Here is a 25,021-nt window from a genome sequence, read left to right on the forward strand (position 1 = left end):
TTAATTTTATATTTAGACGATGTTAAGCTTTATATGTTACAACAAGTGATCATTCTTTTTAAACCAGCCCAGCTTGCTTTCGGCATCGCTTATTAGTTTATTGTAACTGTCCTGGTAATCAAACTGTAAGTCTTCGTGGAGCTTATTGATTAAGCCACGGATCTTTTCAACCTGCCTTATTAATATCAGCCTTAAAGGCTTGTATGATGTATGCCTGTCGGCATATTCAAGGTAATTTTCGCAAAAATTGATCAGCAATTCAATCTCAGCACCTTTTGATGCCATAAACTTGATGTATTTACTCAGCAATCTCAATATTTTGCGCATGCCCTTTGCAGCGTTGTAACTTAATGATGATAACTGGCTGAACATGAAGCCGGCTTCGGCTTTTACTTTTTCTACAAAGGCGGCTTCATCATGGGCTTCAAAAAGCAGGTAGGCCAACAGCTCTTTGTTTTCCTTTTTGTAGCGTGCCAGGCGCAGCATTAATTCGGCCAGCTGCTCGTTAGGCAGGTGCTGAATTTCTTTTTTTATATGCTGTAATCCGTAGGCGGTAGTAGTCATGTTGTAAATAAGCAGGCAAAATACTAATTGTTTAAATATTTTTCACGAATTGCATTTAAGCTTGATTCAATTAGAACGAATTACACGAATGGGTCTACTAATTATATTGATGTAGTTAATGTAGTTCGCAAAATTAGTTAAGAAATTAAATAGCGTTTGCTGGGGCAACGATTTTATTTCCTCAACCGATTTAAACGGAAAATAGAATATTCCCATAGCAGTTTAAACAGCGCGTAAATTTTGTAGTTTTGCAGGCTTATTAAATTAAATGAAAAAAAGCAGACTGACGCTCTTCATTTTTATCGCACTGGTATTGGGTGTGATAGCCGGTTATATTTATAATACCTACGTTTTTGCCGATCTTAATAAACAACTCAGTACCGCAGGTGCTGCAATTAAAAGTATCGACAAAAAAATAGAAGCCTTATCCGATACTACGGTTGCAGCCTACAAAAATCTTAAGTTACAGAGAATTGCCCAGGTTAAACTGCAAAGCCAGGCTACCGATGCACGGGAAGATAAACTTGAACTTTATAATATCCTGAGTAAGATCTTCCTCAATCTTATAAAAATGATTGTGGCACCATTGGTGTTTACCACCTTGGTGGTAGGCGTAGCCAAGGTAGGGGATATCAAAGCTGTGGGCCGGATTGGCGGCAAAACCATGCTTTGGTTTATCAGCGCCACGCTGGTATCCTTATTATTAGGGATGTTATTGGTTAACCTGTTTGAACCGGGCAAAACCATGCATTTGCCACTGCCCGATAGTCATTTAAGTACAGGCATTAAAAAAACGGCATTATCATTAACCGAATTCGTTGGTCACGTTTTCCCTAAGAGTTTTATTGAGGCAATGGCCAATAATGAGATCTTACAGATTGTGGTGTTCTCTTTGTTTTTTGGCGTAGCTACCGCTGCTATAGGTGAGCAAGGTAAAATAGTGATCAAAGCGATGGATGCTTTTGCCCATGTGATTATGAAGATTACCGGTTATGTGATGAAAATGGCCCCTTTAGCTGTATTTGGTGCCATAACTGCGGTAGTGGCCAAGCAGGGAATAGGTGTACTTTCAACCTATGGTATTTTTATCAGCGAGTTCTATTTTTCGCTCATCGTACTTTGGTCTGTGATTATATTAGCCGGGTATATTGTATTAAGAAAGCCGGTGTTCAGGCTGCTTAACAGTATTAAAGATGCTATGTTGATAGCATTTAGTACCTCTACAAGTGAAGCGGCTTATCCAAAGGTATTGGAAGAACTGGAGAAATTTGGCTGTAGCAATAAAATAGTGAGCTTTGTATTGCCATTGGGCTATTCGTTTAATTTGGATGGTTCGATGATGTATATGACCTTTGCATCATTGTTCCTGGCGCAATCATATGATATTCATCTTTCATTCGGGCATCAATTGTCGATGTTATTAGTGCTGATGCTTACCAGTAAAGGAGTGGCTGGCGTACCAAGGGCTTCGCTGGTGGTTATTGCAGGTACGCTGGCTATGTTTAATATCCCCGAAGCCGGGTTGTTTTTGCTGATTGGCATCGATCCTTTATTGGATATGGGCCGCTCAGCTACTAATGTATTAGGTAATGCAATGGCGACAGCCGTTGTGAGTAAATGGGAAGGGGAAGGAATTAATTACTGAATTATTGAGTTATTGAATTATTGATTTAATAAGTGTTTAGTTTGTAAATTAATTATCATTAAAAGCATGGGAGAAAATGATAGAATTGAATTCGCCGAAATGTTCAAAAGGCGAACAAAAAAGTTTGTTGTAGATAATATAAAATTTTTCAGAACGCTACCCAAAACAGAAGAGGCCAAAATTGTCGGCAGGCAATTGTTAAGATCTTCTTCGTCTGTGGGGGCTAATTATCGCGCTGCATGCAGGGCGAGATCTCAGGCTGAATTTCACTCTAAGCTATCCACTGTTGTTGAAGAAGCGGATGAATCAGCTTTTTGGATGGAGGTACTAATTGAAGCCGAAATAACAAAGCAAGCGGATATAGCTTTATTATTAGACGAAGCCAATCAAATCCTGAAAATAGCATCAGCCTCACGAAAAACCGTTTCAAAGTAAAAGTGCCAAAATCAATAACTCAATAATTCCATAACTCAATAATTATATATGTCTCCCCGTTTAAAAAAAGTATTCCTGATCATGACTGTTGTGGTGCCGTTTATACTGTACTGCGTTTATTATTATGGTATGATGATCAAGAACGCACCATACCGCTTCGTTGATTTTGAATCGATCAGTTTTCAGTATGGTCATAAGGACAGTCTTGTAAATAAATACGATTCACGTACAGGTATGTTCCAGTACCTTGACAGGCGCGATTCGTTGGTTAAAGAGCATTTACGTTTAACCAAAGACGACCTGTTATACCTGCACCGCAAAGCTGCCGACCTGGGTTTTTGGGATTTTCCGTCGAAAGAAATTGGTGATACAACATCTGCTGCTGCAAATAAGGCGGTTCGGTATATCATTGAGTTTAAGTATAAAGAAAAAACAAAGCGTGTAATCTTCGACAGTGATTATTTTGGTAATGCCAAGCTGATTGATGCCAACCAGCGGTTGATAGGGGAGATCCAGAAAAAACTTACCGACGTAGAGAACCGCGGCAAAAAATAAAATATTGGGATGTTGTTTATTAAATAATCAATCCCTATATTTGCACCTCGAAATTTAAAACAATATTTAACAAACATGTACGCAATAGTAAGTATAGCAGGACAGCAATTTAAAGTTGCCAAAGACCAGCAGATCTTTGTACACAGGTTACAAGGCGATGAAGGCGCTAGTATTGAATTTGACAGTGTATTGTTAGCAGAAAACGAAGGTAAATTCAAATTAGGTTCTGATTTGAAAGGTGCTAAAGTATCGGCTAAGATCGTGTCACATTTAAAAGGTGATAAAGTAATTATCTTCAAAAAGAAAAGAAGAAAAGGTTACAAAAAGAAAAACGGTCACCGTCAGCAATTTACCAAAATTGAGATCACCGGTATTACATTATAATTAAAGGTTGAACCGGAGTTGTTCTGCAATTCCATAAAAGAAATAAAAAATGGCACATAAGAAAGGGGCCGGTAGCTCAAGAAACGGTCGTGAGTCGCATAGCAAACGCTTAGGTATCAAAATTTTCGGTGGTCAACCAGCAATCGCAGGTAATATCATCGTTCGTCAGCGTGGTACCAAACACAATCCAGGTTTAAACGTTGGTCTTGGTAAAGATCATACTTTATTTGCACTGGCCGAAGGTATCGTAGTTTTCAAAAAGAAAGCTGATAATCGTTCATACGTATCAGTAGTTCCATTTGAAGCTGCTGAAGTTGAAGAAGTAGCTGCACCTGCACCAAAAGCTAAAAAAGAAGCTGTAGCTGTTGAAGCTCCTGCTGCTGAAGAAGCTCCAAAAGCAAAGAAAGCTGCTGCACCAAAAGCTAAAAAAGAAGAAGCTGCTGATGCTGCTGAAGAAATTGTAGCTGAATAATCAGTTAACAAATATTAGGATATGAAAAATCCCGGTCAATTTTGATCGGGATTTTTTATTTTGTGATTATTCGTCAGATTGCAGCATAAAACAACTAATAGGAGAACTATACAAAACCCTTACCGGTTTGCCATTAATACGCCCCGGCTTCCATTTTGGTGATTTGTTTACATGAGCAATGAATGCTTTGCACATTGCTTCGTTTATTTTCCTCCTGACATTGGCATGCGTTACACTTCCGTCGGTTTCTATAATCATTTGTATAAGAAAACTGGCCTGTGTATTCTCTTTGTCGTAGCCTTTTGGTATCGGTACTTTAAAAAGATAATTTGTCCACTTTTCTGTGCCTCCGGGAAATTCTGGCTGTACATCTACTGTTTTATAAACTGTTGTATCTGATTTAACATTCTCCCTTTTAGCTTTGCCTTGTGCAAACAACGCAACAGGTATTATAATCAAGCCAAATACAAGCAGATATCTCATGTGTTTATTCGATGATCAGTTTCTTTAAATAGTAAGTATCAGGATCAATAACCGGCATAGTTTTGCTGGTTATGGTAATGCCTTTTTTATCAAGCGTATAGCGTTTAGTAATGCCATCTGCAGTGATATCAATTGGCAATGGCATATCGATATTGAGCAACTGAACCTGGTATTTATCGCCACGTTGGGCCTTAACATGTACTTCCAGTTTATTGATTGAATAGATGTACATATCGAACAATGGTTTCAAATCCTTACCTGCAGCCTTGCTAAAATACTGCATTACATCATCGGTACTGGCCAAATTACTGTAGGTGTAACGGGGGGCGGTAACAAAACCTTTAAGGGTAGGGAAGAAAGTGCTATCGCCCATAATATACCTGAGTGTATGCATAAAGAAAGCCCCTTTACCATAGATATCTCCATTATAAGCCGATTCTTCGTCAATATCTTTCCCGATAACAAGCGGGATTTTATTGCCGAATGACAGTGCTGAACTTTGGAAAAATTTGATATAAGCTTTTTCGCCTTCAAATTCCCTTACGTACAGCGCGTCGCCATAAGTACAGATGCCCTCGTGGATCCAGTAATCGGCCCAATCCTTAGCGGTAACTTTATTGCCCCACCATTCGTGGCCAAACTCGTGGTGCATGAGGCCGTCATAATCCTCGCCGCCAACTTTGGTATATTTAAATTTGGCGCCGTAGGCATTCATGGTTTGATGCTCCATGCCCAGGTGAGGGGTTTCAACGATGCCTATCTTTTCTTTTGCCCAGGGATATTCGCCAAAGTATTTCTCCTGTTCTTTGATGGTTTTTACAAAAATATCGAGGTGATGCTCGGCTTTGGCGGCATGTTCCTTTAATACATAAAACTGGATAGGTACATTATGCCCATCTACAGTAGTATACGGACGAGTTACTACGGTATAGTCACCTGCATTGAACAAGATACTGTAATTGTTAATGGTGTATTTGGTTTGCCAATGGAAAGTTGCTGTTTCCTTTTGCTTGCTTACGCCTTTTAACAACCCCGGACCTGCAACCACCAGATCTTTAGGAACGGTGATAAACAGATCTACGCCCTCATTTGGTTCGTCGGAAGGGTGATCTTTACAAGGGAAATACAATTTACCGCCTGTACCTTCGGCTGTGATAGCCATCCACTGGTGCCCGGTTGAATCGCGGGTCCAGATAAAACCATCATCCCATGGCGGCCGACGGGCAACGTGGGGTTTACCGCCATAAATTACTTTAACGCTTGCTTTGCCAGCAGGTAGTTCTTTGGCTGTATTAATGGTAATGAGGTTATTCTTGTATTCAAATGCTTCCTGTTTACCATTTACTAAAACCTTGCTGATAGTTAAAGAATCTAACAGGTCAAACAATAAAACCCTGGTGGGTTTCGACATGACTACAACAATGGTAGTAAAACCATTAATGGTTTTCTGTACAGGATCAACAGCAAGCGAAATGGTATAATGCCGCACATCCATTATAGCTTGCTCGGGTTTCAGCTTTCCGCCTGAGGTGAGGGTTTGGGCATACAGGGAGACTGACGATAACAAGATCATTAAAATAAATGAGAACTTTTTCATTTAATGTTGTTGGGTTTAAAATATAACAGCATATCTGGCTGGCTAACGGTTGGTGTACAAAATTGCTGGTTTTCAGTTGTTGAATGAATAATTTACAAGGCTTGGGCATCCACAATCTCACGCAGCCCTGTTTTCGTTAGTTTTATTTTCCTCGTCCATTGTGGTAGAGTTAACTATTCTATATCTCTTTTAAACGAAATAATGATATAATATTTATAATCTATCGCTTTGCCATTTAACATGGCTGGTTCCCACTTAGGGCTTTTATTAATTAACCGCAATGCCTCCCTGTCTTGTTCTTTGGATAAACCTCTTTTTACAATTGCGTCTGTTAATTTGCCGTTTCTCGTAATTGTTGCTTCAACTATCACCCGCCCTTCAATATCCTGACTTTTAACCGGCCATCGCAAATTTTTTCTGACGAAAATGAAGAAATTATTGGTGCCGCCTGGAAATTCTGCTTGCTTGTCTACCTTAATGCCACAACTGGATTTATACTCTTCGGTATCAATTTTAGAAGTTTCAGTTTGCGCTTTTACTAAGATCGGCCAAAACGATAAAGATATGATAACGAAAATTGTTTTCATGCTCACAATTCTATTGATTCATATAGAATGGGCACAGAATATTTTGATTTGATAAACTTGCCATCGCGAGTAGCAGGAACCCACCTTGGAGAAAGGTTAATAACTCTTAAAGCTTCCTTGTCAAATTCAGGAGCAAAACCTTGTACAAGTTTAATGCCCGACAGTAAACCATTACTCTCCACATAAAAACTTACTTTGACTATACCTTGCTTAACAAGTGAATCCTTTGGCCATTTTAAGTTTTGATCTAAAAAATCATGAAATGCCTTATCGCCACCACGGAAATGCGGAGGCGTAAGTTTTTGCGCCTTAGTGCTTAATGAAACCATTAAAATGATAAGGATGGGTAAAAGTTTCTTCATCCTTAAATATAAATCAATTCTCCCTCACCAGCAAGCCGTCTGCAAAATCTCGCAGGTATTGTTTATGATCTTCGGGCAGATCAATAGCGTCGAGGGCTGCAAAAGCCTTATCAGCATAGGTTTGCATGGCTTTTTCAGCATGCTGCCTGATATCAAGTTCGTTGTAAATGTTTGTTATGGCTTTAACTTTTTCTACGCTGTCAAATTCAATAGCATTTAGCCAATGATTTAAAGTTTGCGCTTGGCTATCTTTAGCCAGTTCAAGTGCGCGGATCAATAAAAAGGTTTTTTTATTGGAGATGATATCGCCGCCAACCTGCTTGCCAAACTTTTCAGGATCGCCATAAACATCCAGTATGTCGTCCTGTAGCTGGAAGGCTATACCAAGGTTAACCCCGAAAGAATCAATCAAATCAGCGTCGGTTAAAGCTGCACCGCCAATGATGGAGCCGATTTTTAATGTACCACCTAACAGTACAGCAGTTTTAAGGCGGATCATGTTGATGTACTCTTCGATACTTACATCGTTACGCTGTTCAAAGCTCATATCAATTTGCTGGCCTTCGCACACGCCGGTCGCAGTATCGTTAAAAACGTCAAGTACATTACGTAAAATGCTGTCATCAACCTTCATCATCATGCGGTTGGCTTCTACCATCATGGCATCGCCGGAGAGGATAGCGACATTGGCGTTCCATTTTTCATGCACAGTTGCTTTGCCACGGCGGAGCGGGGCTTTATCCATAATATCATCATGCATCAGCGTGAAATTATGGAATACCTCTATAGCCAGTGCGGGTTCAATAGCCCTGTCAACGTCGCCGCCAAAAAGGTCACAGGCCAGCAGGAGCAGGGCAGGGCGCATACGTTTTCCGCCAATAGATAAAATATAGCTTATCGGTTCATACAGATCGGCCGGGTAAGCGGGATAGCTTAGTTTGCCTACTGCATCATTTATTAGTAACTGTAACTCTGTAAGTTGTTTCATTTATTTACGAGAACCCTGATTTTCTTGATTTTAGGATCGACTTGATTATAAATATCAGGAAATCCTAAAATCAGGCGAATCACGGTTCATTATTCTTGTACCAATATAAAGTCTATCTGTTTTTTGGTCAGATCAACCTGTTTTACCTTAATCTTTACTTCATCGCCCAGTTGGTAAATTTTCTTTTTACGCTGACCGATGATGGCATAGTTTTTCTCGTCCAAAGTATAAAAATCGTCCGAGATATCACGCAGGCGGATCATACCCTCGCATTTATTTTCGATGATCTCCACATACATGCCCCATTCGGTAACGCCCGATATGATACCCATAAAGGTGTTGCCAACCTGGTCGCGAAGATACTCAGCTTGTTTGTATTTTACTGAAGAACGCTCTGCATCGGCGGCTTTTTTCTCCATTAAAGAACTGTGCGAACATAGCTTTTCATAAAACTCGGCATTGGCTGATTGACCGCCGTTTAAATAATGGAACAGGAGCCTGTGTACCATTACATCCGGATAGCGGCGAATTGGTGAGGTAAAATGCGTATAATGATCAAAAGCCAAACCGTAATGACTGCTGCTTTTAGTGGTATAAATAGCTTTAGCCATGGAGCGGATAGCCAGATGGGTTAGCACGTTCTGTTCTTTTTTGCCCTCTACGTCTTCCATCAGGTAATTGAGGGATTTTGCTGTTTCCTTGTCAGATTTTGTATTGATTTTATAACCAAACCTGGCTGCAAATTGGGCAAAATTGGCCAGCGCATCGGGCTTGGGCGAATCATGCACGCGATAAACAAAAGTGTATTTGTGCTTGCCCTTGCCCATTTTGCTTACGCGCTCAGCTACTTTGCGGTTAGCCAGCAACATAAAATCTTCGATCAGTTTATGGGCGTCTTTGCGCTCTTTTACATAAACGCCTGTTGGTTTACCGTTTTCATCCAGTTTGAACTTAACCTCAGTAGTTTCAAAGCTGATAGCGCCGTTTTTAAATTTGCGGTCGCGCAGTTTATAGGCCAGCGCATTAAGCTTAAATATTTCATCTTTAAAATCACCCTCGCCGCTTTCTATTACTTCCTGCACCTCTTCGTAAGTAAAACGCCTGTCGGAGTAAATGACGGTTTTGCCATACCATTCGGTAATGATATTTGCGTTCTCATCCATTTCAAACACTGCCGAAAAGCAGAGTTTTTCTTCTTTAGGGCGAAGAGAGCAAAGGCCGTTTGACAGTCTTTCCGGTAGCATTGGTATAACCCTGTCCACAAGGTAAACTGATGTGGCCCTGTCCAAAGCTTCTTTGTCTAAAGCCGAATCGGGAATGATGTAGTGTGATACGTCGGCAATGTGAACACCGACTTCGTAATTTCCGTTTTCCAGTGCACGGTAGGATAGGGCATCGTCAAAGTCTTTGGCATCAAATGGGTCGATGGTAAAGGTGGTGATGTTTCGGAAATCACGGCGTTTGGCAATTTCTTCGGGCGTGATCGCATCCGGAATTTCTTCAGCATCATGCTCAACCTCGGCAGGAAATGATAGCGGAAAACCATATTCGGCCAGGATGGCGTTCATCTCCGTATCGTTTTCACCCTGGGCTCCTAAGATATGTTTGATCCTTCCGATAGGGTTTTTGGCTTCCGTTGGCCAGTCGGTAATTTCGGCTACAGCTTTGATGCCATTTTTAGCCCCGTTAAGCTCGCTAATGGGGATGAAAATATCGTGCATCATCTTACGATCATCAGGAATAAAAAACGCGTATCGTTCTGAGAGTTTAACAATGCCCGTAAACTCCATTTTGGCACGCTGCAGAATTTCGATAACCTCGCCTTCTTTGTGCTTGCCTTTACTTTTGGCGTATACATAAACTTTCACACGGTCGCCGTTAAGGGCGGTGCGAAGCTTACGAGGAGCGATGAAAATATCGCTTTCAAACTCGTCATCGGTAACGATAAAGGCAGAACCATCATTGGTAAGGTCAACTACGCCTTCAATAAAGGTTTTAAGTTCAAGCAGCTGGAATTTGCCCGGAGCGATTTCTTTTAATACCGATTTTTTAACCTCGTCTTTTAAGATGTCGTAGATGATCTCGCGCGATTCGGGGTCACGGACGTTTAATTTAGCAGAAACCTGTTTATAATTGAGTGGCGTATTGCCGTTTTGTTCAAATATATCAAGTACCATTTGGGTAAGTACCTGGTGTATAGAAGAGTTGTTTTTCTTACGTTTAGACATAGAATAGTATTTGCATCAAAGATACAGAATTTTGGATACCCTATCTTGGCCCAATAGTGATGGATAAAGCAGTTTTAATCAACCCGGTATTGAAGCGATCAGCCTTTTGGTGTATTCTTCTTTTGGGCGATAATAAATATCGTCGGGATAGCCGGTTTCCAGTATTTCGCCTTTGTTCATCACCATAATCCGGTCGGAGATATGTTTAATCACGGCCAAATCATGCGAAATAAAGATATAGGTCAATTTAAGTTCGTCTTGTAGTTCGCGGATGAGGTTTAATACCTGGGCCTGAACCGATACATCAAGCGCCGATACTGATTCATCGCAAATGATAAATTTAGGCTGGAGCGCCAAAGCCCGGGCAATAACAATCCGTTGCCGTTGTCCGCCCGAAAACTCATGCGGATAACGGTCAAAATGTGCGGGCAGCAGATTGACCCGTTCAAGCAATTCAAGTACCTTTCGTTTGCGGGTTGTATCGTTACTGTAAAACTGATGTACCTGCAATGGCTCCATAAGCGATTGCCCAACGGTAAGCTTAGGATTTAATGATGAGTATGGATCCTGAAAAATGATCTGGATATCTTTTCTGATCTGCCTCAACTCATTTTTTTTAAGTTCACGAAGATCAGTGCCGTCAAAAGAAACCTTGCCCGATGTTGGTTCTATCAACCTTAAAATGCTTCGCCCCAAAGTGGTTTTTCCACAGCCTGATTCGCCGACGAGGCCTAAGGTTTCGCCTGGATATACATCAAAGCTTACATTGTTCACTGCTTTTACAACATGATCTTTCCGTTTGAAAAATCCTGTATCAGTTGGAAACCAGGTGTTTAATTTATCTGCCTTTAACAAAGGCTGCTGTTCATATAGTTTACGCTTTCTCTCGGCGATTTCAGTGTCCGGGTAATGATATAATTCCCTGATGTTTTCTATAGTTACTGCGGGCCTGGCCCCATCCAGAAAATCGGCCACAACAGGGAGCTTTTTCAAATGCTGCTGCGGGGAAGGGCGGCAGGCCAGCAATCCTTTAGTATAAGGGTGCCGGGGATTTGCGAATAGATCTTTTACCGCGGCTTCCTCTATAATCTCGCCTTTGTACATCACCAAAACCCGGTCGGCAATTTCTTTGATCACGCCCAAATCATGCGATATAAAGATCAGGCTCATGTGCCGTTCGGCTTTCAGCTTGTGCAGCAGTTCAATGATGGTTTTTTGCACGGTAACGTCAAGTGCGGTGGTGGGCTCATCGGCAATCAAAATCTCCGGGTTGCAGGCCAAAGCCATCGCTATCATTACCCGTTGTTTTTGTCCGCCCGAAATTTGGTGAGGATAGCTGTTGAATATGGCTTCGGGCCGCGGTAATTGTACTTCTTTAAACAGCTCAATGGTTTTTTGTTTAGCCTCCGCTTTACTTGATCCTAAATGCAACCTGATAGCTTCCGTAAGCTGAAAGCCACAAGTAAGTACCGGGTTAAGCGAGGTCATGGGCTCCTGGAAAATCATGGCTACCTGGTTGCCGCGCACACGCCGCATTTCATCTTCCGATAATTTGCACAGGCATACACCATTTAAAAGTACAGAGCCATCTATTAGGGACTGATCTTCATTAAGCAAACGCATCAGGGCAAGGGAGGTAACAGATTTGCCCGAGCCGGATTCGCCGACAATGCCAATGGTTTCACCTTTGTTAAGTGTAAAAGAAATTCCCTTTACCGCTGTGAACTGGTTTTTACCATTCTTAAAACTAACCGACAGATCACTGACTTTAAGCATTATTAGCCTACAATGGTTATAAATTCGTCTGCTATCAGTTCTTCGCCGCGGTAACGTCTTAATAGTTGTGCTGTAGCTATCACATCTTTTTGGCAATAAGCGCAAATGCGCTCCAACTGGTTTTCATTCCAGTATACGCGGCCTACATCGCTGCCATCTATATCGTCTTTGGAGGTCGGGATATTAAAAATTGTGGTAAGCAGGTTTAAGGAAGTGTAGTGTTTGTGATCGCCAAACTTCCATAATTCCATGGTATCTAAATGGACAATCTCCCAGGGCTTTTTACCCGCTATTTGCAGCTGCGGCGGAATTGGTATGCCGTTTACCAGTAAACGGCGGCAGAGGTACGGGAAGTCAAATTCCTTGCCATTATGAGCACATAAAATAAGGTTGGGCGGTTGACTGACCAACAGGTTGCAGAATTTGGTAAGCAATTCTTTTTCATCATGTGATGCAAAAGATTTTACCCTCAAGCCAATGTTTTTCCCGGCAATAAAGATCCCGGCCGAAATGCAAACTATTTTACCAAACTCGGCCCAGATGCCGGCGCGCTCATAATGAATGTCAGCAGGTTCATCTTTGCGTTGATGCCGGGTTTTTAGTTCCCATAAAACCTGCAGATTTTCGGGCAGTTGTTCGTGGGTGCTGTACTGCGGCACAGTTTCGATATCAATTACCAATAAATTATGCAGATCGTACTGTTCAAGCATCCGGTTAAAAATTATCGAGCCAATATAATGATAAAGTTAGTAGATGGTTGCTGCGGACATTTAGTTTACAGAAAAATTAAAATCGATAAGTTGTGTTTTTTATTTCTTCAATACTTCAAACGCTATGCTGATAGTATTGCCGTTGCCATCAACCAACGTAAGAATATGTTTGCCCGGAGGTGGGTTTAAAGCCACCTGGTGAAAATCTTTGGTCTCGCCAACGTACTGATCATCCAGGTGCCAAAAAATCTTCATACCTGGCTGGCGGTGTGCTGCGTTGCAAATCATGCGGCCACGGGTGCCGTCTGCTTCAAGGGGCACGTATATTTTAGCGCCGTTTTTAGGGTAGATGACTTCCATTGTATTTCCATTGTCGGCCTGGATACAATCCGGGCGAAAGGGCGGGAGTACATGATATTGATAGTTTCTGGCTTTGTAATAATATTCCATAGATGGCGGCAACACAAACCAGCTTTTATTGAGGATGTTATCCGGCGGCTCACAATTACCGTTTACCTGCCATTTGGCATCGGCAGATAAATGCACCAATTGATGGTAAGGACAAACAGGGGCTTTCAGGCCGCTTTTGGGTACATATTGCTCATCTGCATCCTGGCAGTATTGCCCGGCCCGGTAGCCGCTTTGTTTGCACACATTTATTTTCACCATTTCGCCCATTGGCATTCCAAACCAATCGCGCGATACGGGCAATAGCCTGAAGATTTCAAACAGGGCAGGTGCAGCTGTGTTAATGCCCGTTAAGCCCGGCCGGCCCTCGCCATCGGTATTGCCAACCCAAACGCCAACAACATATTTAGGAGTAACCCCAATTGCCCATCCATCGCGAAAGCCAAAGCTTGTACCGGTTTTCCAGGCCACCCGCTGGCTCGAGCTAAATTGCTGCCAAAGCATTTCCTCGCCCGGCCGCATCACTTCCTCCATGGCCTGGAAAGTGTAATAAATAGATGCTGCATCCAGCAGCCCGGACTTTTCAAGTTCAGGTTTGGCTGCAGGCTTCTTTTCATAAACAGGATTATGAAAATCGGCAGGGTTATACTTACCGCCGTTTTTGTTGTAATGATTAAGCACACGCGCCATATCAGCATAAGCACCGCTTAATTCCCAAAGTGTGTTTTCCCCCCCGCCCAATATTAACGACAGTCCATAGTGATCGGCAGGTTTGGTTAAAGTGGTGATGCCTGCTTTATGCAAAAAATCATAAAAGCGTTCGTATTTGTATTGCTGCAGCATTTTAACCGCCGGTACATTCAGCGAACGGGATAAGGCCCGCGATGCAGGAACGGCGCCGTCGTAACCCAAATCAAAGTTTTCGGGATGGTAACCCGCGATCATGGTAGGTACATCGGGCATCAGGCTATTGGGTAATATCAGCCCGTCGTGCAGCATTGCCGCGTATAACAGCGGCTTCAGGGTACTTCCGGGGCTTCGCGGGGCATCTATCACATCAACATCGCTCTCCATTTGCGGGTCCTCCCGGTGTGATATGTTACCGGCATATGCAAGTGTTGCACCTGTTTCAACATCAAGTACAATGGCGGCAATATTGTTGATATCATTAGCCTTTAGTAAACTATGATGCTGCTCCAGGATATCATTTACCTGTTGCTGAAGCGACGACTTGATGCTGCTTGTAATGCGGGTATCTCCCTCGGGCTTAGCCTGATGATCGGCTTTAAAACGTTGCAGCAGGTGTGGAGCAAGTTGAGGAAGGGTCATCGGTCTGTCGGGCACAGGCTCGAGCCGGGCGAGGGCTGCAGTTGTACTATCAATGATACCTGCCTTATGCAATCTATCCAATAATGAATTCCGTTTGCGGAGCAGTATGGCCCTGTTCCTGCCGGGATGTACCAGGGATGGCGAGTTAGGCAAAACAGCCATAGCCGCCATTTCGCCCCAGGAAAGTTTATCAGGGCTGCGGCCAAAATATCGCCATGACGCTGCATCCAGCCCAATGACATTGGTGCCGAAGGGGGCGTTACTGGTATATAACGCTAAAATTTCGCTTTTGCTATGGGTTATTTCAAGGCGCATTGCCATGAAAATCTCTTTCAGTTTATTCCAGACATTGCGTTTATGCCTGGTAGCCAGCCTGATTACCTGCATGGTAAGGGTACTGCCGCCGCTGCTTACCTTTTTTGAGCTCAGGTTTTGTTTGATGGCCCGGCTAAAGGCAACAATATCAAAGCCGGGGTGGCGCTCAAAGCGTTTATCCTCAAAAGTGATAATACATTGTTTGAATTTTTCAGGTACTGTGGGATTATAAGGAAAGCGCCATTGGCCATCATTTGCTATGGATGCACCGAGTAACTGGCCCTGATCATCGTCAATTATGTAGGAGGTGGGACTATTAAATAAAGGATTGGGCAAACAAAACCAAAATATCAGGGTTAAAACAAACAAAAAGAAAAGCGATACTATAACTTTAGGCTTTTTTAAATAACTTTTAGCTCGTTTTAGCACAAATTGCATTACTAAATATAAAAATATTAAGCCAGTTCAGGTTTATACAACTATAATTGTGGCAAAAATCTACGAGGCAATAATACAATAAATGACGATACAAAAATTATCAATTATTATCCCGGCTTACAACGAAGGTAAAACCATACATTTAATTTTGGATAAAATTAAGGAGGTAAACCTTATCAACGATATTGAAAAAGAAGTGATCATTGTAAATGATTGCTCAACGGATGATACAGAAGCAGCTATTTATAAATATAAACTTGCCAACCCCGAAGTTAACATTCAGTACTTTAAGCATGAAGTAAACAAAGGTAAGGGAGCAGCTTTACATACAGGTATAGCAAAAGCTACAGGCGATTACCTGATCATCCAGGATGCCGACCTTGAATATGATCCCGCTGAATACAACGACCTGTTAAAACCCGTAGTAGCAGGTTTTGCCGATGTGGTTTATGGTTCCAGGTTTATGGGAAGTAACCCTCACCGTATCCTGTTTTTTTGGCATACCATTGGCAACAGATGGCTTACCTTTGCTTCAAACATGTTTTCCAATCTTAACCTTACTGATATGGAAACATGCTATAAATTGTTCAATACCAAAGTTATCCAATCCATAAAGCTCACTGAAAAGCGTTTTGGCTTTGAGCCTGAGGTTACCCAAAAGATCTCGAGGGTGCACCGGATCAGGATCTATGAGGTAGGTATTTCCTATTATGGCCGTACTTATGAAGAAGGCAAAAAGATAGGATGGAAGGATGGGGTTAGGGCCATTTACTGTATCCTTAAATATGGCTTGTTTAAATCAAAATAAGAGTTTTTCTGCCGGAGTGGCTTTCATAAACTGTATTTCTTCTTCACGGAAATTATCAGCAAGAACTTGAATGACGAAAGCCGCTTTTTAGAGTGGCCCAATCCATTTTAAATTGCACACAGGAGATGCAATGTGACGCGTCTCAATATACAAATCAACGTGTTAAACAGGTTCTAAGATGTTTAACATTCAAAAAATAGCTGTCATTAAAACTTAAATCAATGTTTTACTGCTTTCGTTGCACCTTTTCCCAAACAGCGCTTTGCTTCGTGCTAAAATAACGGATGATACCGGCCAGTACAGCATAGTTCATAACACAAAAATAATAGGGAATGAAAAGGACTTTAATACGGAGCTGCCGCTTTTCCATTATCAGCCCGAGCAAAGCCAGTAAATAAAACAATACCTGTGCCAATAATAGTCCTTGCATAGCTGTTTCTCCAGGTTTAAAAGCCAGCACAACGTTTAAAATAAACGATAATATAAGCAGGAACGGTGTAATGGTCCATCTTAAAACCCGGTGACTGATATACTGAAACGATAAAATTGGGTAGGGGAAAGGATTGAATAATTTTTTTAGCCTTAAAATAGATTGCATTCCGCCGGCAGCTATCCTCACTTTTCGTTTTAACTCTTCCGACACATTTTCCGACGCCGTTTCGGTAGCGTATGCTTCAGGTTCATAAACAATGCGGTAGCCTTTGGCAGCTATCAGCATCGAGATCATAAAATCGTCAAGCACGGTATCCGCTTCAACAGGCTGATATAGCGAGCGGCGCACACTAAACAGTTCGCCTGCCGCGCCAACAACCGAATATAGTTCCGAATCCCATTTTTTCAGGGCTGATTCATATTTCCAGTAGAACCCCTCGCCAGCTGCACTGGCATCTGCGTTCTCGTCAATATGTACCCGTTTTTCGCCCGCAACGGCGCCAACTGTTGCATCGCTGTAATGCCTGCAGATCTTGATCAATGCATCTTTATTTAAAAATGTATTGGCATCGGTAAATACAACCGCATCGGTATTAACATAGTTCATGGCCCGATGTACCGCGGCTATTTTGCCGGCGCGCTGTGGCTGGTGCAGCAATTGTATCTGCGGGTACCTGGCAACAATATCGGGTGTTTTATCCGATGACCCGTCGGTCACAAAAAGCAGTTTTAGTTTTCCATCGGGATAATTAAGCAGGAGACTGTTGCTGATCTTTTGCTCAATAAAATATTCTTCGTTGTAAGCGGCTATCACCAAAGTACAGGTAGGAAGTTCATCCAGGTTTTCTGAAGGAAGAGCTTTCCGGCCTTTAAAAGCCCTTTTGATCCTGATGATCAGGTACAGAAAAATCCCATACCCGGCAAAAGTGTAAAAAACAATAAAAAGGCTTATGGCTAAAATTATTTTCATGTTATGGTGTTAATGGGGTATCCTAAATTGCTGCTGTTTTTTGAGTGGGTAAAATTCCACCATACTGCTTTAAAAAGCATCGGAATAAAGTCGTATTGTTTTTCTTTGACGTAGTTAACCAGGTTACGGGGTACCACAATCAGCAAAAAATAAAAATAAAATAATACTTTTTTAAGCGGCGGGGCATTCCGGCGGATAAAAAGGATCCTGTTCCGGTTCATGAAGTATTCTTTTAGTTTGCTTTTTTTGCCCACCGAAACAGATTCTTTATGGTAAATAAGCGCATCGGTACAAACCCAGGCTTTGAAACCCGCTCTTATAATGTGCTCGCACCAGTCAACCTCTTCATAGTAAAGAAAAAAGTTTTCGCTCATCATGCCCGCCTTTTCAATAGCTTCTTTCCTGATCATCATGGCTGCTCCGTGGCAGTAGGCTGTAGGCGCAGTTATATGATCAAACTGACCTTCGTCCTTTTGCTTTAAGCCTATCACACTATTTCGGCAGGTGTAATAGTTCATAGGCGTGTAGCCCGCATATTGTATTAATTGTTTATCACTGAAATACTTGATCTTGGGCGACAGCATTCCTACGGCGGTGTTACTATCCATTACCTCAACCAGTTTTTCAACTAAACCCGGGGTAAACTCGGTATCATTGTTCACCATAAAAATATAATCGCCGGTAGCTACCGTAAGCCCGAGGTTATTTCCACCGGCAAAACCAAGGTTTACATCCGAGCGGATAAATATTATTTCGGGGTATTTTATTCTCCAGCCGGGAACCGGATCTATCTTACTTGCATTATCAACAACAATTATTTCTATATTACTATAAGTACTTGTATTTTTAATTGATAATAACATTTCCTCGGTAACGGATGGCTGATTAAAACTTACAGTAACAACAGAAACTTTTTTCATCTAAAAGGGGTTATTATCAATATTGCTTTTTACGGCTAATATTAGTAAAAGTTAACCAATTATATCACTATATTCCTTTGAATAATAACCAACCAAATAATGATGAGTCACTGCTTACCATAAAAGCAGATGAGCTTATACAATTGCTGAAAAAGGGGAATGTTGATAAAGAACTTGTTAAAGCCATACAGCAAAAAATAAATAATGCTATTGAAAGTAATTCGAACCAGCAAAAATTTGATGCCTTTAGCGAGTTAGATCAGGAGCAAAGCCGGCTTGATATGGTAACAAACCTGGAATTTTTACTTACCCAACACCAGGTTGATAGCCGGGAATCGAAGAAATACCTGCTGCATGAAAGGATAAAACATATAGTTTTGGTAGCAATTGCGGTTACCATGATCATACTTGGTTTAGCCATGATCATCATGCCTGCACCGCCATATTTTGAAATGTTTACCATTTTTTATTTTTCAAAAGACGACGGTATAACTTTAATGGATGTTATATCGGTGTTAATAGTATTATCGGGTGTATATTTGTTTATAAATGCCCTACTCCGAAAAATTAACGCCTGAACTCACCAATATGCCGAAACGTCCAAAAATACTCCTGGTTGATGATAGCCCGCTCATTTTGATGGTTATAGGGCAGGCTTTGGAAAAAGAGGGTTTTATTAGCCGAAAGGCAAGTAATGTAGAGGAAGCTATGACGGCGCTTGAAAATGAGATCCCCGATTTGATTTTGTCCGATTATCAAATGCCCGGTACAGATGGTTTTGCATTCAGGCAGCATTTAATGACTGTACCTGAGTATAAAAATATCCCCTTTATGTTTTTAACATCAGTTACCGATCACGCTCACATGATAGCGGGGATCAGTCTTGATGCTATTGACTACATTGATAAGGATACACCCATTGTGGTCATTATCTCAAAGATCAATAATTTTTTGAACAGCATCCGCGAACGCCACGAACACACGATCAGGGAGCTGAGCAGCGCCGCAATAGCCTTAAATTTGTATTCTGTTCCGCAGGAAATGCCCCGTATTGATGGTTTTGAAATTGATTTCTGGCATAAATCATTTGAGAATTACCCTGGCGGAGATTTTATTGATGTGTTAACTATAAATAACAGGTATACTTTTATTATCCTGGGCGATGTGATGGGTAAAAAATGGGGCGCATGGTTTTTTTCATTCGGCTATCTGAGCTATATAAGGGCAGCTGTAAGGATATGTGTTTCGGAAGGGGACGTATCAACCAAAAGTATCATGCAAAAAATCAACTCGGTAATTTATCATGACCCGGTTGTGAGCGACGTGTTGTCGACACTTTCACTTGTCAGGATCGATCCGGAGAATGAAACGCTAAGTTATACCGGCGCGGGCGACTTGCCGCTGTTGTATTTTAGCTCCAGGGAAAATAAACTTAACAGGATTAACTCATCAGGCTTGTTGCTGGGGATTAGTAAAGAGGGCGGCTTTGATGAACATTTATTTACCATGCAGCCTGGTGATCAGTTGATCATGATAACAGATGGATTGATAGATAAAGAGACACCGGCAGGAAAGAAAACCGATCTGAACAGTTTTATTGATGAGATTGAAAAATATCTTGGTAAAACCAATTCATTTGCAACCTTAAAATACGATGGCTTTTTGAACGAAAAAGCGAGAGAACAAATTGATGACTGCAGTTTAATATTTATTCAAAAAAACAGCTAAATGATATTACGAACACATCTGCTTAATAATGCATTAATTGCGGATATTCAGCTTAAAGAGGCGAATTTGGCAAATGCTGAACAATTTAAGTCGGAACTGATGAGCCTGATCAATAAAGGAAATAAGTATGTTATTGTAAACTTTGAACAGGTAATATATGTTGACAGTTCTTTTTTAGGCGCATTGGTATCGGCTCTTAAACTGGCCATGAACAACAGGGGAGACATTGCCGTAGTTGGTTTAAATAATGATATCAGGTCCTTGTTTCAATTAGTGCGGCTTGATAAGGTGTTCAGGATCTATACAAATACACAGGAGGCTTTAACCGGGGCATAAACGAATTTACTACCTTGAAGAAATTTGTTTTTAACAATGAAACCGAAGGTATTTATCCTTTAACTGTCCAAATCATTAATTATATCCAAAACATAACAAAAGATATACTTGATGACGACGCCGGCTTCAGGATAAAAACCATCCTGATTGAACTGCTTACTAATTCGCTCAAGCACATGGGCGATGATGTTACCAGGATCGGGATCGATCTGAAAAATAACAAATTATATATAAGTAAACAGGATAAGGGAAGGCCGCTGCAAATTAAGACCAGGCAGGCATTGTTAACCTGGCCGTTAACGCACAGCAAATTTACCCAAAACGAAATTGCTATTTACGGCGATGACTTCGGTACATTAAAAGGACGGGTAAAAAACAGTAATCAGTTAGAATTTTTTACAGAAGACCTCGATGTGCGGTATGTTAACAAGGAAACCATTATGGGGTTAAATGAACATTATGGCCTGATGATCATTGCACGTGCCAGCGATGCGTTTAACTACAAACATAAACCTGATACAGGCGTGAATACATTTACCTCGGTAATTGAACTTAAACAGCGTTAGGCATCATTGCATAATTTCTGAAGGCCTTTGTTAATGGGTTAGGGTATTCTATATAAGTGACCGAACTACAACCATCAGAGAAAAAACTTTCAGCAAAGTAATTATATTATTGGGCAATTAATTATCACACTCGTTTTCGCTATTTCACAGCTGTCTCTTCGTTTACCGGTTCTGCCGGAGCATTATCGTGCGGTGTATGAATAAACTTTTTGTTTGCCCCTTTTAACTTAAACAGAAGTAAAAACATGGTAAAAAATATAAGCGGCAGTTTAAGCATGGCTTCTAAAAGTTTTCTATTATAAAACGATGTTGGTATGGCAACTATGATGCCAAGGTAACAAGCCACTGTTGCCCCGAGCCACAAATGCCAGTGCGGGCCTATGCCCGGAGTAAAAAAAGAGATCAATAGCATAAAAGGCATCAGGCCAAGCATTAATACGCGCGGCAGGATAGCCATCTGATAAATCTCATTCACGTAGTCAAAATTGCCGCGGAAAAATTGGGCCGGCGCGGTTGCTCCATACTTTTTAAGCAAGTTAAACTGAGCCGAAAGCCAGCGTTTACGCTGCTTTTCAAACACTGCGGGATTACTCACTTTTTCATCGTAGATATACGCTTTTTCTGCATAAGCAACATGGATCTTATCACGGGTCAATAATAAGCCCATTTCCTTGTCAAACCCGCCCACGGCATCAATACGCGACATTACATTTACAAACAGGTTGTACTCCAAGGCCATACCCGAACCTATAATGGCTGCCGAAAAATTAAACAATTGCTGCGATTTTCTGAAAATGTGATTGTTAACTTCTTCGCTTACAGCATCAAGTATTGCTACCTGTGTGTTTGAGTTTTTTGCTACCCTATGGCCCTGCACCACCCGGTGACCTGCTTGTAAATAGTTGTTGATCTGGTATAGGTAATCGGGCGCGGCAATGTTATCAATGTCAAAAACAACCGCGGCATCAAATCCAACCGCCGTGTTTTCAATGGCTTTGTTCAGCGCTTTTGATTTGGTGCTGGTTTCAAAAACCACCTCTACTACCTGCAAAGGCATCTGCTTTAATTTAACAATGGTTTCAGGTTTCATGGAGTCGGCTATCACACAAACCGTGAACATATCTTTAGGGTAATCGATAGTTAGTGCCGCCGCCGCCGAGTTTAAAATAATTTCATCTTCTTTATAAGCACAGATATAAACTATGAATTTACTGAGTGCGGTGGCTGTAGCAGGCGGTTTGATGGGGATTAATTTTCCGAATATCGAAAATACAAACAGGTACAGGCTATATACACCAAGGTATATAAACAGCAAAATGGCGATTAGGGATGCTATGAATTTAATGATTTCCATGTGTTTTATTGCTAAACCCTGTTTGTATTAATTAGCAGCAGGTTGTATTATTAAAAATTAACTTTTCGGTTTATTGTTCAAATTTGTTGCCAGCAAACTTTTGATCTCTGTTATACGGTGCTCCCATGTATTTTGTGCGGCTATTTTTAATCTTTTTTGTTGTAAAAAAGGAGTGTCGTTTAACGATAAATTAAGGGCAGCAGAAAATTCATCAACATTTTTGCAGATATATACGCTGTCGCCGGTAAAATCTTCTAAATCTTCGTTAAAATCAGTGATCACTACCGGCCGGCCCGAGCCCAGGTATTCAAATAACTTAAGCGGAAAAATGGAACTGCTTACATTATCTTTTTTGAAAGGGATAATAGCAACATCAAATCCTTTGAGCACGGCAGGCAACTGCTCATAAGGCACGGCGCCTTTTTTGAAAACATTAGGCACGTTAAAAGCAGGATTGTCTTCATAATCCTTACCAACTGGTCCCACAAATACAAAATTCTTGTTCGGATTTTGTTCCAATAACTGCGTTAACAAGTTATAATCAATACGTCGTTCAATGTTACCAAAATAGCCGATTATCGGTTTAGGGATATCAAAAAGGATATCTGCTACAGGCAACGCCGGATCCAGCGCTTTTTGACTATGGCCGATGTCGGCTGCATTCGGTACGAAGTACGAGTTAGGATTAAGTTTTGCTTTTGCGTTGCGTAACTCTTTACTGGTGCTGATCACCAGATCCATATCTTTCACCAATATATCTTCGGATATAAGGCCGTGACGAATTTGGTATTCCTCAATAAGCGGATCAACGCAATGATAAACTTTTAATAATGGTTTCAATTTCAACAACCGGTGCATGGTTGGATAGTAAAACGCATAGGAGTTGATAAAGATGTAGTCCTTTATTTTAAGGCTCTTAATAATTTTATTGAGCCTCGCCGCTACAATTCGTTCGTTCACCTTTACGGCCAGCCGATAGACAGCTCCTTCGGGCAATGAATTGATCGACGGCACCGGAGGCGTAATAATAATCTTTAAATTAGGGATCTCTGTTTGGATAAAACTATTTTTGGGAGAAAAGAAGTGCGGTTTGCGTGCCTTATAGCCCGGCGTATTTTTAAACTGGATATAATCTTTCCAGGTATAGGGCCTGTCAACATAATACACGTAGTTATCTTTGGCCAAATGTTTGGCCATAGTATAGTTTGTTGATTCGAGGCGGCTATCAAACTGCATTTGCGAAAATATTACGATATGCCGGTTTTTAAGCTCCATATAACTTGCTTATTCAGTTAGTCGTTTTCCTTTTATTTTGCCCATCACAACACCTATAAGCTCTTTTAATTCGATGTAGCCTAAAACAAAGATGTCGGATATTTTAAACTGAAGATGTTTTTTTAATGCCCAGTAACCAAATATAGCACCGGTAGCAAAGGTAAAGATAGAAGCAACTGCTACCGCATACAAGTTGTGGAATATGAGAATTCCCGTAAAATCGCCTATTATGTTAACAGTTAGCATCAGGAACACTTTGATCATGTTAAGATGTGGTTTGTTGATGATATCAAGCGTTATCCCGAAAAACCTGTCGATAGGCAACAGCATTACATAACACATAAAAATCCTGAAGATATTGCCTGCATCAGAATGCTGGTATTTAGCTCCGAACAAGAGTCCGATAATAAGGTCGGCAGCAACAAAACATATCACAGCGATAGGGGTAAGCGCTATGGTCAGCATGCCTGCATATTTTTTCATGATATAGGTGACATATTTTTGATCGCCCCGCTGTACAGCTGCCGACATTACTGGCAATGCAGTAGAAATGAAAGCCCTTAGCGGGATTTCAAAAATCTCCATAAGTCGTTGCGGAATGTAATAAACAGCCAACAGATCGGGGCTGAACATAGGCTTTACGATAAACGTATCAGAGCTCCTGAGCAGGTATGAACTTATAGATGTGCCTACACTGTATTTACCAAAATGGGCCATTTGTTTTATTGTAGCCCAGTTTTTGTGTGCTATGGTTTTTACCTTAGCCCAGCCTGTAATAATGCAAATAACGCTGCTTAACAGGTTAGCTGTAAAGTAGCAATATATAGTTGTTTCAAAATTTGATTTGCCTGCAACGGCAACGCCAACCACCAGCGCCAGAAAGCCCCCCTGGTTCATTAATTGCAGCGTGAACATTTTATCAAAGCGCTCTTCGGCCTGGAGCGTCCAAAGGCTCACCGCCGATGGGAGTGTGCATAAATAAATGATACTGAACCATTTAAGCGTAATACCTATATCAGCATCCGGATTTGTGTAAATAAAATAGATCAGGAGATTTACGATGGCAAATACGCAAGTGACCATAAAACCCAGGTACCAGGCGGATCCTGATATGTTTTTCATTCTTTCGGATGTGGAGCCCGAATAAAATTTAATGACCGATGTTTGCAGAAAACCCGTGCGAAAGGTATCGGCCAGTGTAAATACAATCTGGAAAAATACATAGTTGCCAAAGGCGGGTTTACTTAAGCGGCGGGCCAGCAGTGATAGTATTACCATTCCCAAAACCGGTAATACGGCGTTAGTCGCCAGTGAAAGCGTGTGTTTGTTTATTAATTTTTTAAATAAACTCATGTA

25 protein-coding genes are annotated in these 25,021 nt (G+C 41.3%); 10 read left to right on the forward strand and 15 right to left on the reverse strand.

The genetic code is table 11. The features are described from left to right. Positions 1 to 36: 36 nt before the first annotated feature. Positions 37 to 564, reverse strand: coding sequence for a hypothetical protein (locus BLP33_RS03755; RefSeq protein WP_090525008.1), 528 nt, complete (start codon positions 562 to 564; stop codon positions 37 to 39). A 268-nt stretch (positions 565 to 832) separates the two neighbouring features. Between BLP33_RS03755 and BLP33_RS03760 the strand changes: the two genes are divergently transcribed. The 5 genes from BLP33_RS03760 (at position 833) to rpmA (ending at position 4,055) form a co-directional block, all read left to right on the forward strand. Further along, positions 833 to 2,209 (forward strand): dicarboxylate/amino acid:cation symporter, encoded by a 1,377-nt coding sequence (locus tag BLP33_RS03760; protein ID WP_090525011.1) that lies wholly within the window; start codon positions 833 to 835, stop codon positions 2,207 to 2,209. Positions 2,210 to 2,275: 66 nt separating this feature from the next. Further along, positions 2,276 to 2,644, forward strand: coding sequence for a four helix bundle protein (locus tag BLP33_RS03765; protein ID WP_090525013.1), 369 nt, complete (start codon positions 2,276 to 2,278; stop codon positions 2,642 to 2,644). 48 nt (positions 2,645 to 2,692) lie between these two features. Then, on the forward strand, positions 2,693 to 3,199 hold the full coding sequence (locus BLP33_RS03770; protein ID WP_090525014.1) for a hypothetical protein: 507 nt from the start codon (positions 2,693 to 2,695) through the stop codon (positions 3,197 to 3,199). Positions 3,200 to 3,274: 75 nt separating this feature from the next. Continuing rightward, a complete protein-coding gene (rplU, locus tag BLP33_RS03775) occupies positions 3,275 to 3,583 on the forward strand; it encodes a 50S ribosomal protein L21 (protein WP_090467954.1) in 309 nt (102 codons plus the stop codon). A 49-nt stretch (positions 3,584 to 3,632) separates the two neighbouring features. Next, the gene (gene rpmA, locus BLP33_RS03780; RefSeq protein WP_090525016.1) at positions 3,633 to 4,055 is read left to right on the forward strand and encodes a 50S ribosomal protein L27; all 423 of its coding nucleotides are present in this window, start codon (positions 3,633 to 3,635) and stop codon (positions 4,053 to 4,055) included. A gap of 66 nt (positions 4,056 to 4,121) precedes the next feature. On the opposite strand, the gene BLP33_RS03785 is transcribed toward rpmA, so the two are convergent. The 9 genes from BLP33_RS03785 to pbpC form a co-directional block, all read right to left on the reverse strand. Next, positions 4,122 to 4,538 carry an energy transducer TonB gene (locus BLP33_RS03785; RefSeq protein ID WP_090525018.1) on the reverse strand — a complete coding sequence of 139 codons (417 nt, stop codon included), beginning with the start codon at positions 4,536 to 4,538 and terminating at the stop codon, positions 4,122 to 4,124. A 4-nt stretch (positions 4,539 to 4,542) separates the two neighbouring features. Further along, on the reverse strand, positions 4,543 to 6,135 hold the full coding sequence (locus BLP33_RS03790; RefSeq protein ID WP_090525020.1) for a M1 family metallopeptidase: 1,593 nt from the start codon (positions 6,133 to 6,135) through the stop codon (positions 4,543 to 4,545). Between the two features lie 173 nt (positions 6,136 to 6,308). Further along, positions 6,309 to 6,722, reverse strand: coding sequence for an energy transducer TonB (locus BLP33_RS03795; RefSeq protein ID WP_090525022.1), 414 nt, complete (start codon positions 6,720 to 6,722; stop codon positions 6,309 to 6,311). Between the two features lie 2 nt (positions 6,723 to 6,724). Next, positions 6,725 to 7,084 (reverse strand): energy transducer TonB, encoded by a 360-nt coding sequence (locus BLP33_RS03800; RefSeq protein ID WP_090525024.1) that lies wholly within the window; start codon positions 7,082 to 7,084, stop codon positions 6,725 to 6,727. A 13-nt stretch (positions 7,085 to 7,097) separates the two neighbouring features. Continuing rightward, on the reverse strand, positions 7,098 to 8,072 hold the full coding sequence (locus tag BLP33_RS03805; RefSeq protein WP_090525026.1) for a polyprenyl synthetase family protein: 975 nt from the start codon (positions 8,070 to 8,072) through the stop codon (positions 7,098 to 7,100). Between the two features lie 89 nt (positions 8,073 to 8,161). Next, entirely contained in the window at positions 8,162 to 10,300 is a 2,139-nt protein-coding gene (rnr, locus tag BLP33_RS03810; RefSeq protein ID WP_090525028.1) for a ribonuclease R, read from the reverse strand. Between the two features lie 78 nt (positions 10,301 to 10,378). After that, the gene (locus BLP33_RS03815) at positions 10,379 to 12,076 is read right to left on the reverse strand and encodes an ABC transporter ATP-binding protein (protein ID WP_090525029.1); all 1,698 of its coding nucleotides are present in this window, start codon (positions 12,074 to 12,076) and stop codon (positions 10,379 to 10,381) included. A gap of 2 nt (positions 12,077 to 12,078) precedes the next feature. After that, on the reverse strand, positions 12,079 to 12,786 hold the full coding sequence (locus BLP33_RS03820) for a 3'-5' exonuclease (RefSeq protein ID WP_090525031.1): 708 nt from the start codon (positions 12,784 to 12,786) through the stop codon (positions 12,079 to 12,081). Positions 12,787 to 12,885: 99 nt separating this feature from the next. Continuing rightward, positions 12,886 to 15,276 (reverse strand): penicillin-binding protein 1C, encoded by a 2,391-nt coding sequence (gene pbpC, locus BLP33_RS03825; protein WP_090525033.1) that lies wholly within the window; start codon positions 15,274 to 15,276, stop codon positions 12,886 to 12,888. Positions 15,277 to 15,358: 82 nt separating this feature from the next. Between pbpC and BLP33_RS03830 the strand changes: the two genes are divergently transcribed. Next, positions 15,359 to 16,084 (forward strand): glycosyltransferase family 2 protein, encoded by a 726-nt coding sequence (locus BLP33_RS03830; protein WP_090525035.1) that lies wholly within the window; start codon positions 15,359 to 15,361, stop codon positions 16,082 to 16,084. Positions 16,085 to 16,310: 226 nt separating this feature from the next. Here the strand turns inward: BLP33_RS03830 and BLP33_RS03835 are convergent, their stop codons facing one another. Both BLP33_RS03835 and BLP33_RS03840 read right to left on the reverse strand, forming a co-directional pair. Then, the gene (locus BLP33_RS03835) at positions 16,311 to 17,486 is read right to left on the reverse strand and encodes a glycosyltransferase family 2 protein (protein WP_090525037.1); all 1,176 of its coding nucleotides are present in this window, start codon (positions 17,484 to 17,486) and stop codon (positions 16,311 to 16,313) included. After that, a complete protein-coding gene (locus tag BLP33_RS03840) occupies positions 17,483 to 18,406 on the reverse strand; it encodes a glycosyltransferase family 2 protein (protein ID WP_090525039.1) in 924 nt (307 codons plus the stop codon). The genes BLP33_RS03835 and BLP33_RS03840 overlap by 4 nt, the downstream gene beginning before the upstream one ends. A 77-nt stretch (positions 18,407 to 18,483) precedes the next feature. Between BLP33_RS03840 and BLP33_RS03845 the strand changes: the two genes are divergently transcribed. From BLP33_RS03845 to BLP33_RS03860, 4 genes are read left to right on the forward strand one after another with little or no spacing between them, the layout of a single operon-like run. Next, positions 18,484 to 18,984 (forward strand): hypothetical protein, encoded by a 501-nt coding sequence (locus BLP33_RS03845; RefSeq protein WP_090525042.1) that lies wholly within the window; start codon positions 18,484 to 18,486, stop codon positions 18,982 to 18,984. A 10-nt stretch (positions 18,985 to 18,994) separates the two neighbouring features. After that, positions 18,995 to 20,134, forward strand: coding sequence for a fused response regulator/phosphatase (locus tag BLP33_RS03850; RefSeq protein ID WP_090526193.1), 1,140 nt, complete (start codon positions 18,995 to 18,997; stop codon positions 20,132 to 20,134). After that, positions 20,135 to 20,470, forward strand: coding sequence for an STAS domain-containing protein (locus BLP33_RS03855; RefSeq protein WP_090525044.1), 336 nt, complete (start codon positions 20,135 to 20,137; stop codon positions 20,468 to 20,470). A 14-nt stretch (positions 20,471 to 20,484) separates the two neighbouring features. After that, positions 20,485 to 21,036, forward strand: a complete 552-nt coding sequence (locus BLP33_RS03860) for a sensor histidine kinase (RefSeq protein WP_090525046.1) — start codon at positions 20,485 to 20,487, stop codon at positions 21,034 to 21,036. A gap of 139 nt (positions 21,037 to 21,175) precedes the next feature. Here the strand turns inward: BLP33_RS03860 and BLP33_RS03865 are convergent, their stop codons facing one another. Genes BLP33_RS03865 through BLP33_RS03875 form a run of 3 tightly spaced genes read right to left on the reverse strand, consistent with a single transcriptional unit; the run spans position 21,176 to position 25,018 of the window. Beyond that, positions 21,176 to 22,390, reverse strand: a complete 1,215-nt coding sequence (locus BLP33_RS03865) for a glycosyltransferase family 2 protein (RefSeq protein ID WP_090525048.1) — start codon at positions 22,388 to 22,390, stop codon at positions 21,176 to 21,178. Positions 22,391 to 22,447: 57 nt separating this feature from the next. After that, on the reverse strand, positions 22,448 to 23,665 hold the full coding sequence (locus tag BLP33_RS03870) for a glycosyltransferase family protein (protein WP_090525050.1): 1,218 nt from the start codon (positions 23,663 to 23,665) through the stop codon (positions 22,448 to 22,450). Positions 23,666 to 23,674: 9 nt separating this feature from the next. Beyond that, the gene (locus BLP33_RS03875) at positions 23,675 to 25,018 is read right to left on the reverse strand and encodes a lipopolysaccharide biosynthesis protein (protein WP_090525052.1); all 1,344 of its coding nucleotides are present in this window, start codon (positions 25,016 to 25,018) and stop codon (positions 23,675 to 23,677) included. Positions 25,019 to 25,021 lie beyond the last annotated feature (3 nt).

This window comes from Mucilaginibacter sp. NFR10, from assembly GCF_900100445.1.
Lineage (GTDB): Bacteria > Bacteroidota > Bacteroidia > Sphingobacteriales > Sphingobacteriaceae > Mucilaginibacter > Mucilaginibacter rubeus.